The organism is Thiohalophilus sp., from assembly GCF_031581315.1.
In the GTDB taxonomy this organism is placed as follows: Bacteria; Pseudomonadota; Gammaproteobacteria; order UBA6429; family Thiohalophilaceae; genus Thiohalophilus.
The window spans coordinates 1-11,562 of record NZ_JAVLAZ010000075.1; the positions used below are offsets into that span (position 1 = coordinate 1).

The window sequence follows — 11,562 nt, forward strand, 5'->3', positions numbered from 1 at the left end:
GGCGGTGTGATTGAAAATCGGTAAATCCTGCTCCGTGATATGTTTTACCCAGATGTTCAGATTGCTTTCCATATTGCCAGACCTCCAGTTTCCGACGGTTCGGGTTTTCCCTTACAGGCTGATCAATCAATCGGCGCTATGCAAAACACCTTGAGTCGCTTTGGCGTGCAAATTTGTAGGATTATTCCGACAAACTCGAATCTTTGTCGGAATAATCCTACAAGATTAGCTCAGGTCATTCGCGACGCTTGTGTATATTCAGGCAGTTACAGGGCTAAGGCGATTCGGCCGGTGGATAACTGGCCTGCAATCGGAATGTGACAGTAGTCACATAACCTGTGGAGTGCTGGATTTATATCCTGGCCAGCAGTTTGTCCAGTAAACGTGTCGAGAGCAGGCGTTTGAGGTAACCGAACAGATAAGTCGGGAAGGTCACGTAGTAACGGGGACGGGGATGTCGGCTTTCCAGGGCGTGGAGGACGCGTTTGAGGACCGCCTCCGGCGGCAGGGTAAACGGTACCGCGGGTCCTTTTTTAGTCAGGCGCTGTTCCATAGCCAGGTAGTGGTCCCGGAACGGGCTGCTATCCCGGTCGATGTTCTTCTGATAGGCGGCAAAGGAGTTGGCGCGAAAGTGACTGGTAATCGGACCGGGTTCGATCAGCGACACATGAATGTCAGTGCCGCGCAGTTCCAGGCGCAGGGTATCGGACAAGCCTTCAAGCGCGTACTTGCTGGCATTGTAGGCGCCGCGAAACGGCAGGGCGATCAGTCCCAGGATGGAGCTGTTTTGAATAATCCGTCCGTAACCCTGCCGGCGCATAACAGGCAAAACCCGATTGGTCAGTTCATGCCAGCCGAACAGGTTGGTTTCAAATTGCCGGCGTAACACCTCGCGGCGCAAATCTTCCACGGCCCCGGCCTGACCGTAAGCCCCGTTGTTGAACAGGGCATACAGCGTACCGCCGGTACGTTCCAGCACTTCATCGACTGCCGCGTTAATTGAATCCGAGTCATCCAGATCCAGCCGCAGACTCTCCAGGCCTTCTGCGTTCAGCTTCGCCACATCCGCCTCGCGTCGCGCCGTGGCAAACACCCGGTAACCACGCTCCCGCAACCCCCGCGCCACGCACAGGCCAATCCCCGACGAACAGCCGGTAATCAGAATGCTTTTCCTGTTTTTATTCATAATCTGACGTCGTAGCCGTTAGTGATGAAGAACTTTAACGCAGAGGCGCGGAGACGCAAAGGATCGCAGAGTTTTTATTCATATGAAGTGATAATCAATTAACACCAGAAATCTTGTAACGGACTCTATCTTTAATAATTTTTTCTTCGTGTCTTGGTGTCTTCGTGGTTAATCTCTTCTTTGCGTTCTCTGCGCCTCCGCGCCTCTGCGTTTTGATCTTTTTACGCCAGCAGCACGGCGATGATGCCGGTGAAGAAGATGCCGTCGAAGGTTCCCGCGCCGCCGATGGAGGCGATGGGTGTGCCAAGTTGGGGAATATCTTTGAGGCGCAGCAGATCGGCGCCGATCAGCACGCCCAGGGTGCCGCAGATATAGGCCAGTGGCGGGCTGTGTTCCGGGGCCAGCAACAGGGCGGTGATGGCGGCGGTCAGTGGGGCAATGAAAATGGGCATGCCGATACCCAGCCCGGCAACGGGCCGGCTGAAGCCGTAACTGATGGCGCTGACGATGGCGATAGCCAGCAGGACGGTCGGCAGCGGCAGGGGCTGGCTGAGAAACAGATAGAGGGAGAACAGGATCGGTACCATTGCCCCGCCCACGTTGATGGCGATCACGGTGTAACCGGTGAACGGCGGCATTTTGAACGGCCAGTAATCGGGAAGTTGCGGTTGCGGCGGCGGCTCGGGTGGGGCCTGTGCCTTGATCTTCGCCAGCGGCAGATTGACGGCGCTGCCGAACAGGGTTGTTATCAGTAACAGGGCGGCCGAGTCGGGAGACAGCCCGAGTTTACTCAGCACCAGCGAGAAGATCTGGATTTGGATGAACAGGATCAGCAGCAGGGCAACGAAAAACAGCAGCAGATAATTGCCGGGGGAACGCATAATCTAGTTCAGTATCTCCATGACGCTCTCGGCCAGTAGCGGAGCCAACTGTATTGCATTGCTGGAATGCTGCACGCTGTCGCAGCTCCAGATGGTCTCTATCCCGGCCTGGTCTAACAAGCTGGTTGCCCCGGCATCGTACAGGGCATGGGTGCACAGGGCGTCGACACTGCTGGCCCCCATGCGGTAGAGCTGGCCGGCGGTTTCCGCCAGGGTGTGGCCGCTGCTGATCATGTCATCTACCAGTACGACCCGGCGCTGCGGGTAATCGAGTTCGGGTAGACGGATTTTTACCTCGCGATCGCCGTGGCGCACCTTGTCGGCGACACCAAAATCAAAATCGCCGGCTCTGGCGACCTGTTCGACCCACTGGCGGGACTCTTCGTCCGGCCCGAGCAACAGAGCATCCCGGCTCTGTTTTTGTAAAAACTCTCCCAGCAGCGGTGCGGCGCTGAGGTTGCGGGCCTGGGGCAGGGGAATGGCCTGGTTCAGGTGAGTGATGCGGTGCAAATGCGCATCCACGGTGATCACCGCGTCTGCCAGGTCGGCCAGGAAGTGACCGATGATACGCTGGCTGACGGCCTCGCCGGGATGGAAGGCCATGTCCTGGCGCATGTAACACAGATAGGGCGTGATCAGGATAATCCGTTCGGCCCCCAGTTCGCGGGCAGTCCGGGTCGCCAGCAGCAGCTCCACGAGTTTGGCATCGGGATGATCCAGGCTGCGATAGAGCACCACGGTCGGCGGCAGTTCCGGCGGCAGGGTGAGGCGGCTTTCGCCATCGGGAAAGCGGTGCGCCTCGATGGCGGCGTAATCGAGCTGCAATGCCGCCGCCAGTCGCTGTGCCGGCGCCGTTTCGTCGGGAAAACCGAGTACCAGAGTCACAGGCCGCTTTCCATCGGGTCAGATTTCCATATAGGTATGGCTGATTTCATCGGGGTGACCGATCCGGTAGCCACTGTCCTGCTCGGCCAGATGGCGGGCGAAATTGAAATCGGCACTAAAGGCAGCGTGGATGCGATACAGCGGCTCATCCCGGGTCACCGGATCGCCCAGCTTTTTGAGCAGATCCACCCCGGCGGCCCGCTCCATCGGTGCGCCGGCCAGGCTGGCGATCTTGGCCAGCCGGAAATTGTCGATAATGGTGACCACGCCGTCTTTCTCGGCCTTGATCTCGATGTTCAGCGGCCCGGCAATAAAGGCGTAATCGATCTTGCCCTGGGCGGCGATGATTTCCTGCATCTTGCGCAGGGCGCGTCCGTCTTCGAGGATGTCGCGGGCGATGCCATAACCCTGGCCGCCGCGCACGTCCGGGTCGAACTCCAGGATCCGGCCTGCCAGGCGCAGCGCTTTCTGGCGCAGGTCGCTGGGGGCGTCCGGATCGCCTTCGAGAACCTGCATTACATCGCGGGCTTCGAGCATGGGGCCGATGCCGCGACCGATGGGCTGGCTGCCGTCGCTGATGACCACCTCCAGATGGATACCGATGCGATCGCCGATGTATTCGAACAGTTTGCGCAGGCGCAGGGCCTGGCTCATGTGACGCACCTTGGCAGTGGGGCCCACCGGAATATCGATCAATAGGTGCGTGGCGCCGGCGGCCAGTTTCTTGGACAGGATGGAGGCGACCATCTGCGATTCGGAGTCGATACCCAGCGGCCGTTCCACCGAGATCAGGATATCGTCGGCCGGAGCCAGGTGCGCCCGCCCGCCCCAGGCCAGGCAGGCGCGGGTCTTGTTGACCACCTGGTGCATGTTGCGTGGACTGAGATCGACCCTGGCCAGCACCGACATGGTGTCGGCGGTGCCAGCCGGCGAGGTGATGGCGCGGCTTGAGGTTTTGGGCATCAGCAGGCCGTGAGCGGCGACAATCGGGACAATTAACATGGTGGTGCGATTACCGGGCAGACCGCCGATGCAGTGTTTGTCGGTGATCAGCGGGGCATCCCAGTGCATATGTTCGCCAGTGTCGGCCATGGCGCGGGTCAGGTAGAGTGTCTCCTCGCGATCCAGGCCCGACTGGGTACAGGCCACCAGAAACGCGGCCATTTCCATCTTGGAATAGCGGCTGGCGGCGATGTCGCTGGCGATCTCCTGATAATCCTCGGCCAACAGGCGCTCACCGCGTATCTTGCGACGTACCGCATCCATCGATTCGACTGGCTCGGCATGGACCACCCAGGCCGGCTCGCCAGGCTGCATGTCCAGCTGGGCGAAGGCCTGCTCCGCCAGGCCCAGTTCCTCGGTGCCGACGATGGCCTCGTCATCCACCACGTTCAGCACGGCGTGGATGCGCCGGCCATTGGCCATGATCACAATCTTGCTCAAGGCCTGAAAACCCTCGGCGCGATACAGCTCGCAATTGCGGTGCAGGTAGGCGACGTTTTCGTGATAGGTGTCGATGGCGACGCGACGTAGTTTGAGCCGGGCCTTGTCGCCGTTGTCCTCAGGGGCAGGGGATTGTGTCATGCTATAACCGCTTGAAATAAGGGGATTGTGGCACAATGGGCGGCGAATCCCAACTACCGCCCGGGTATTGAATCCCCGGGTATTGAATCCGGGGAAATCCGGCCCTATTTTGATTGAAACAGGTGTGTCTGCCTCAAACCGGTTATATAATAACCTGACTTGGCCCGTTAACCCGCTTGCGTACGAGGAACTGCCCCATGCCGATTTATGAATACCAGTGTGAGCAATGCGATCATGTTCTGGAAGCCATCCAGAAGATGAGTGATGCCCCCCTGAGTGAGTGCCCCGCCTGCGGCAAGCCGGCGCTGAAAAAACTGATCTCCGCTTCCGGTTTCCGGCTCAAGGGCAGTGGCTGGTATGAAACCGATTTCAAGTCCGGCAATCGCAAGAACCTGGCCGGGGGCGAAGGGAGTAAAAGCAGCGACGGCAAGAAAACCGCCTGAAACCCGCTCCATGCGGGCCACCGGGGTGATTCCCCGGTTGCACAGACCCCCGCCAATCCGTAAGATTCCCGCCTTGTCCCAAGCACAAGGCCCCGAATTCTCATGCGTAGCCATTACTGCGGCGAGATCAACGAATCTCATATCGATCAACAAGTCACCGTTTGCGGCTGGGTTCACCGCCGTCGCGATCACGGCGGCGTGATCTTTATTGATCTGCGCGACCGCGAAGGGCTGCTGCAGGTGGTTTACGATCCCGATAACCCCGATTCCTTCATGCTGGCCGAGAAAGTTCGCAGCGAATACGTGCTGCGGGTCACCGGCCGGGTGCGCCGTCGTCCCGAGGGGACCGAGAATGCCAACATGCCGACCGGCCAGATCGAAGTGCTGGGCCTGGAGCTGGAGATTCTCAATCACTCGGAAACCCCGCCGTTCCAGCTCGATGACGAGGATGTCTCCGAGGAGCATCGCCTGCGCTATCGCTATGTCGATCTGCGCCGCCCGGAAATGCTGCAGCGCATGAAGCTGCGCTCGAAGATCACCACCGAGTTTCGTAATTACCTGAACGACAACGGCTTTCTCGAGATCGAGACGCCCATGCTGACCAAAGCGACCCCGGAGGGCGCGCGTGATTACCTGGTGCCGAGCCGAACTCACGACGGCGCCTTTTTCGCCCTGCCGCAGTCGCCGCAGCTGTTCAAGCAGCTGTTGATGGTCGCCGGCATGGATCGCTATTACCAGATCGTGCGCTGTTTCCGCGACGAGGATCTGCGCGCCGATCGCCAGCCCGAATTTACCCAGCTGGACATCGAGACCTCGTTCCTCGACGAGGAAGCCATTATGCAGATGATGGAGGGCATGCTGCGGCATGTCTTCGCCCATGTCCTGGAAATCCCACTGCACGATCCTTTCCCGCGCATGACCTACGCCGAGGCGATCCGCCGTTTCGGCTCGGACAAGCCCGATCTGCGCATTCCACTGGAGCTGGTCGATGTGGCGGATGTGATGCAAAGCGTGGAGTTCAAGGTCTTCAGTGGTCCGGCCAAGGATCCGGCGGGCCGGGTGGCCGCCCTGCGGGTGCCCAAAGGCGGCGAGCTGACCCGCAAGGAGATCGACGATTACACCGATTTTGTCGGCATCTATGGCGCGCGCGGCCTGGCCTATATCAAGATCAACGATATGGCGGCGGGGCGCGAAGGGCTGCAATCGCCGATTCTCAAGTTCCTGCCGGATGAGGCCGTCGAGGCCATTTTGCAGCGCACGGAGGCCGAAAATGGCGATCTGATCTTCTTCGGCGCTGACAAGGCCACGGTGGTCAACGAGGCGCTCGGCGCGCTGCGGGTCAAGCTCGGCCACGAAAAAGGCTATCTGGAGCACGGTTGGCAGCCGCTGTGGGTGGTCGATTTCCCGATGTTCGAGTGGGACGAGGGGACCCAGCGCTGGTACTCGCTGCACCATCCCTTCACCTCACCCGCCGAGGCCGATCTCGACAAGCTCGAATCGGATCCGGGCAACTGCGGCTCACGGGCCTTCGACATGGTGCTCAACGGCACCGAAATCGGCGGCGGCTCCATGCGTATCTATCGTGAAGAAGTCCAGCGCAAGGTGTTCCAGGCCCTGGGCATCGAGGAGCTTGAGGCGCAGGAGAAATTCGGCTTTTTGCTGGATGCGCTGCATTACGGTTGCCCGCCTCACGGCGGCATGGCCTTCGGCCTGGACCGGCTGGTAATGCTGATGGTCGGTGCCCAGTCGATCCGCGACGTGATGGCCTTCCCCAAGACCCAGAGCGCCAGCTGCCTGCTGACCCAGGCCCCGTCACCGGTCAGCGAGGCCCAGTTGCGCGAACTGCACATCAAACTGCGCAATCCACCGGCCAGGGAAAAATCGAGCGGTTGATTTGGGCGCGGGCGCTCGAAGCCGCTTCGCAAGTTGCCCAATTTCGCCTTTATTAACAGGTTAGCTCATGTCATTCTCTTTTCTGCCGATAATTGGTGTGGGCAGATCCCCGGCGGCCATCGTGCCGCATCGGGCGGGCATAAACTGATAATCACAAGCCCGTTGTAATGGAGCAAGAGTGAAGCAGATACCCTACTGGCGAACCGACTGGTTTCTCGGCCTCGTTGTGGCCGGGCTTTTCCTGTTGGGCGGCGTGACTGATGTGACGCGCCCGCTGGAAAACGTGGGGTATGACTTCGGCGCCCGGTTTGCCGCCAGCCAGCCCGTGGATCGAAACGTGGTCGTGGTAGCGATCGACGAGGCCGCGGTCGACCAGCGTGGCGGCTGGCCCTGGCCACGCGATGTTCTGGCCCGGGCCACCCGCCAGATTGCGGCCATGAAGCCCTCGGTGATCGGTTTTGCCCTGCCGTTCGATGGTGAGCAGCAAGCCATCGGTCTTGAATATCTCCAGGAATTAAAAGACGCCCTGCAAAAGCAAGGCGGCAATCGGCGCCTGCTCGAGTTGGCCAACCAGGCTGAGCAACGGATGCAAACCGATCAGGACTTTGCCAACACCCTGCGCTATGCCGGCCGGGTGGTGCTGGCGATTCCATACGCCGGCAACAGAGCGACTCGTCGTGACGTCCGGCTTCCGGAGTATCTGCACAAGTACCATCTGGAACAGGTCAACGGTATCCCCGATCCCGAACAGTGGTATCAACGGTTTTTGCCCGAACCGGTGCCGGTGATTGATCGCATCTATCCGCCGATTGAAACCCTGGCCGAGTATTCCGGGGGTGCCGGCGTTATCAACCTGGGGAACGCCGGACAGGCCAGCCTGCGTGCCGAACCGCTGGTGTTCCGGTATGGCGAGCATTACTTGCCGTCATTTACCCTGATGGTGGCCGCGCGCACCCTGCATCTGAACTCCTCGCAGATCAATGTGCATCTGGAGCGGGGCGTTGCGCTGGCGGATCAGAACATCAATGCCGATAACAATCTGCGTATCTACCCGCGCTTTTACCGCGGCAAGGAAGGCAAACCGGCCTTTCCGGTGGTTTCCATTCTCGATGTGCTGGACGACAAGCTCGACAGTGAGCTGTTTCGCAATAAAACCGTCCTCATCGGGCTGACCGCGCCGCAATACACCCGTAATCTGCAAACCCCGATCGGGGAGGCCATGCCGCCGGTACTCGCTTCCGCGCACAGTGTCTCCAGCCTGTTGAGCACCGATCTGTTCGAGGTGCCGCCATGGGCCAATCTCGCACAATGGCTGCTGATCCTGATCGTTGGTCTGTATCTGATGTTTGTGCTGCCGCGTTTTCGACTCAGTACAGGCATGGCGCTTACCGCGCTGATTCTAATCGGCCTGCTTAATGCCCATTTTATTGCCATGCTGGCACATTCCATGTGGCTGCCCTTGATGACCCCGGTGGCCTTATTGCTGTTTGGTCATCTGGTACTCAGCGCCAAGCATTTTTTGCAGGATCAGGTGCGGCATATTCATCTGGAACTCTCCGAGGCCAATCAGGCCCTGGGCCAGCAGTATCACACCCAGGGACAGCTGGATCAGGCCTTTGAAAAATATCGCCACTGTATTGTCGATGCCTCGTTGTTAAACCAGTTGTATAACCTGGGTCTGGATTACGAGCGCAAGCGCCAGTACAACAAGGCAGTCGCGGTATTCAAATACATTGCCTCGCATGACGAGAATTTCAGTGATGTGCAGGAACGGTTGCAACGTAACCGGGAAGTTTCCGAACAGTTTGTGGTGGGTAACAGCAAGAGTTCGGCGCCGTCCGATGGCACGCTGATTATCAGCAATCCCGGCGTACAAAAGCCGATGATCGGCCGGTATATGATCGACAGCGAGCTGGGGCGTGGCGCCATGGGAATGGTCTATCTCGGTCATGATCCGAAAATCGGTCGCAGTGTCGCGATCAAGACCATGAGCCTGTCACAGGAGTTCGAGGGGGATAAACTGGCGGATGTGAAGGAACGCTTTTTCCGTGAAGCGGAAACCGCCGGGCGCCTGCATCATCCCAATATCGTGACGATTTACGATGTCGGCGAGGATCAGGATCTCTCGTATATCGCCATGGACTATCTCAAGGGCGAGAACCTGATGGCGTATGCCAAGTCCGAGGGGCTGTTGCCGGCGCAGGAAACCTTCGATGTCATTGTACAGGTGGCTGAGGCCCTGGATTACGCGCACAACGAGCGTGTCGTACACCGTGATATCAAACCGGCCAATATGATCTATGATCGCGATAACGGCGTTGTGAAGGTGACCGACTTTGGCGTGGCCTGTTTGACCGATACCAGCAAGACCAAAACCGGCACCATTCTCGGGAGCCCGTCCTATATGTCGCCGGAACAGCTGGCCGGTGCCAAGGTTGACGGGCGTTCGGATCTGTTTTCACTGGGCGTCACTTTGTATCAGATGCTCACCGGCGAACTGCCGTTTATTGCCGATTCACTGGCCAGTCTGATGTACAAGATTGCCAATGAGAAACACCCGGACATTCGCATGTTCCGTCCGGATTTGCCGTCCTGTGTCAGCCAGGTTATTAACAAGTCACTGCACAAGGAACTGGAACGCCGGTTCCAGAGTGGCGCACAGATGGCCAAGGCCCTGACCCGTTGTCGGGAACGGTTAACCAAGAAGCATTAGGGTAGGAAAATCAATGTTGGGTGATTCGGCAAAACTGGTGATTTACGGGGTCTCGGACGTTGGCCAGATGCGTGAACACAATGAGGATCATATTGCCTGGGACAAGGACCTGGGGCTGGTGATCGTGGCCGATGGCATGGGCGGGCATAACGCCGGCGAAGTGGCCAGCGAAATTGCCGTCAACAGTATCCAGGAGGCGCTGCGCGATGTGCTGGATCCGGATATGCAGGTCAGCCACAGCATTGATTTGCGTGATGCGGTGCGCGAGGCGATCACCTATGCCAATGACGAGATTAACCGCATGGCGCGGGAGAACTTCGCTTATAATGGTATGGGGACGACCATCGTCCTGAACCTCTTTCAGGGCGATCGGGTTATCAGCGCCCACGTAGGGGATTCCCGCGCCTATCGGTTACGGGATGATAAACTCGAACAAATCACCAGCGACCATTCCCTGGTGCAGGAAATGGTGGATAATGGCTATCTGAGTCAGGAAGAAGCCCAGTTGTCGGCCAGCCGTAATCTGATTACCCGGGCGCTGGGGATTGCCGATACCGTCGAGGTGGATGTCAATGAAGAGAAAGTGGCTCACGGCGATATGTATCTCATGTGCACTGACGGGCTGACCGACCTGGTCAATGACGACGAGATTATCAGCCTGCTGCGGGACTACCGCTCCGAGACCGCTGGCTGTAATCTTGAAGGGGCAACACAGGCCCTTGTCGGGCTTGCAAATGACAAGGGCGGCAAGGACAATATTTCGATAGTGCTGGTATGCCTGCAACAGGCTTTTTCCGATTCCAGCGGATTAGAAGACGATTAATCCTGAGCGGAGCTTTCTGGTAATGGCAAGAATCATATTGACCCACAACGGCGCGGTCGTGAAGGAATATCCGCTGAGCAAGGAAAGGATGACCGTCGGGCGCAAGCCCAGCAACGATGTACAGCTCGATGATCCGACAGTCAGCGGTAACCATGCCGCTTTTCTGATGCTGCAGCATGCCTATATCGAGGATCTGGGCAGCACCAACGGGGTGTTACTCAACGGCAAGAAAGTCAGCAAGCGACAGCTGAATCACGGTGACGTGGTGCGCATCGGTCGCCATGAATTCAAGTACGTGGATGACAATGCCGAGGACTTCGAAAGCACCGTCATTATTTCCGCAGATAGCGGTTCGGCCGGCAAGTCGTCCGCCCCCGCGCAGCCCTCGGCACCGCCGCCCAAAAGCTATCAGGTAAAAGTACTCTCCGGCGCCAAGTCGGGTGAGAGCCTTCCGTTGACGAAGCCCTATACCACACTGGGCACGCCGGGCTCGCAGATGGCGGTCATCGCCCGGCGCGGCCAGAATTACTTTTTGATGCGCATGAGCGGCAGCGGTACTGCCAGCCAGCCGCCGATGATTAACGGGCAAGCGCTGAAAAGCGAAAGCCAGCAGCTCAATCCCGGCGATGTCATCGAAGTGTCCAACACCCAGATGCGCTTCGAAGAGGCCTGAGAAACGGAAACCCCTCTATGCCGGCCAAACTGTTACTCAAACATGAAGGACTGACGCTGAGCAGTTATGCATTCGATAAAAAGGAAATGCATATCGGCCGTCAGGCCGGCAACGATATCCAGCTGGATGACCCGGCCGTCAGCGGTCGCCATGCCCGGCTGGTTCTCAAGCCGAATGACTACCTGGAGAATTACTACGACGTCTACCTGGAAGATCTGGGCAGTACCAACGGTACCATCGTCAACGACACCAAGATCATTCGCCAGCTCCTCAAGCATGGCGATGAAATCCGTATCGGCAGTCACGAGTTCACTTTCGACAGTGGTGCTGATGACGAGCACTACGAACAGACCGCCATCTATCTCCCGGACAATTAGTTATCAGTAGGCAGTTGGTAGTTAACAGAATTCTAATTTAGTTTTTTTGCTGCCAACTGCCAACTGCCAACTGCCAACTGCCAACTGCCAACTGCCAACTGCCA

At 58.4% G+C, this 11,562-nt stretch carries 10 protein-coding genes; 6 read left to right on the forward strand and 4 right to left on the reverse strand.

The window, feature by feature from the left end; all coding sequences use genetic code 11:
• Window positions 1-352: 352 nt before the first annotated feature.
• From RI563_RS10400 to RI563_RS10415, 4 genes are all read right to left on the reverse strand, one after another.
• The gene (locus RI563_RS10400; RefSeq protein ID WP_310694314.1) at window positions 353-1,186 is read right to left on the reverse strand and encodes an SDR family oxidoreductase; all 834 of its coding nucleotides are present in this window, start codon (window positions 1,184-1,186) and stop codon (window positions 353-355) included.
• A 221-nt stretch (window positions 1,187-1,407) separates the two neighbouring features.
• Window positions 1,408-2,067: a DUF1614 domain-containing protein gene (locus tag RI563_RS10405; protein ID WP_310694315.1), complete on the reverse strand. Its 660-nt coding sequence runs from the start codon at window positions 2,065-2,067 to the stop codon at window positions 1,408-1,410.
• Window positions 2,068-2,070: 3 nt separating this feature from the next.
• On the reverse strand, window positions 2,071-2,952 hold the full coding sequence (locus tag RI563_RS10410) for a ribose-phosphate diphosphokinase (RefSeq protein WP_310694316.1): 882 nt from the start codon (window positions 2,950-2,952) through the stop codon (window positions 2,071-2,073).
• 18 nt (window positions 2,953-2,970) lie between these two features.
• Window positions 2,971-4,536, reverse strand: a complete 1,566-nt coding sequence (locus tag RI563_RS10415; RefSeq protein WP_310694317.1) for a thymidine phosphorylase family protein — start codon at window positions 4,534-4,536, stop codon at window positions 2,971-2,973.
• Between the two features lie 197 nt (window positions 4,537-4,733).
• Here RI563_RS10415 and RI563_RS10420 point away from each other — a divergent pair, with 197 nt between their 5' ends.
• The 6 genes from RI563_RS10420 (at window position 4,734) to RI563_RS10445 (ending at window position 11,458) form a co-directional block, all read left to right on the forward strand.
• Window positions 4,734-4,979, forward strand: a complete 246-nt coding sequence (locus RI563_RS10420) for a zinc ribbon domain-containing protein (protein ID WP_310694318.1) — start codon at window positions 4,734-4,736, stop codon at window positions 4,977-4,979.
• A 102-nt stretch (window positions 4,980-5,081) separates the two neighbouring features.
• Window positions 5,082-6,872: an aspartate--tRNA ligase gene (gene aspS / locus RI563_RS10425; RefSeq protein ID WP_310694319.1), complete on the forward strand. Its 1,791-nt coding sequence runs from the start codon at window positions 5,082-5,084 to the stop codon at window positions 6,870-6,872.
• Window positions 6,873-7,050: 178 nt separating this feature from the next.
• Window positions 7,051-9,585 carry a serine/threonine-protein kinase gene (locus RI563_RS10430; protein ID WP_310694320.1) on the forward strand — a complete coding sequence of 845 codons (2,535 nt, stop codon included), beginning with the start codon at window positions 7,051-7,053 and terminating at the stop codon, window positions 9,583-9,585.
• 13 nt (window positions 9,586-9,598) lie between these two features.
• Window positions 9,599-10,408, forward strand: coding sequence for a Stp1/IreP family PP2C-type Ser/Thr phosphatase (locus RI563_RS10435; protein ID WP_310694321.1), 810 nt, complete (start codon window positions 9,599-9,601; stop codon window positions 10,406-10,408).
• A 22-nt stretch (window positions 10,409-10,430) separates the two neighbouring features.
• On the forward strand, window positions 10,431-11,081 hold the full coding sequence (locus tag RI563_RS10440; protein WP_310694322.1) for an FHA domain-containing protein: 651 nt from the start codon (window positions 10,431-10,433) through the stop codon (window positions 11,079-11,081).
• A gap of 17 nt (window positions 11,082-11,098) precedes the next feature.
• On the forward strand, window positions 11,099-11,458 hold the full coding sequence (locus RI563_RS10445) for an FHA domain-containing protein (RefSeq protein ID WP_310694323.1): 360 nt from the start codon (window positions 11,099-11,101) through the stop codon (window positions 11,456-11,458).
• Window positions 11,459-11,562 lie beyond the last annotated feature (104 nt).

Coding starts and splice junctions, on each gene's coding strand:
- RI563_RS10400 (WP_310694314.1), bottom strand. CDS start 1,186: ATGAATAAAAACAGGAAAAGCATTCTGATTACCGGCTGTTCGTCGGGG.
- RI563_RS10420 (WP_310694318.1), top strand. CDS start 4,734: ATGCCGATTTATGAATACCAGTGTGAGCAATGCGATCATGTTCTGGAA.
- RI563_RS10440 (WP_310694322.1), top strand. CDS start 10,431: ATGGCAAGAATCATATTGACCCACAACGGCGCGGTCGTGAAGGAATAT.
- aspS (WP_310694319.1), top strand. CDS start 5,082: ATGCGTAGCCATTACTGCGGCGAGATCAACGAATCTCATATCGATCAA.
- RI563_RS10415 (WP_310694317.1), bottom strand. CDS start 4,536: ATGACACAATCCCCTGCCCCTGAGGACAACGGCGACAAGGCCCGGCTC.
- RI563_RS10405 (WP_310694315.1), bottom strand. CDS start 2,067: ATGCGTTCCCCCGGCAATTATCTGCTGCTGTTTTTCGTTGCCCTGCTG.
- RI563_RS10435 (WP_310694321.1), top strand. CDS start 9,599: ATGTTGGGTGATTCGGCAAAACTGGTGATTTACGGGGTCTCGGACGTT.
- RI563_RS10445 (WP_310694323.1), top strand. CDS start 11,099: ATGCCGGCCAAACTGTTACTCAAACATGAAGGACTGACGCTGAGCAGT.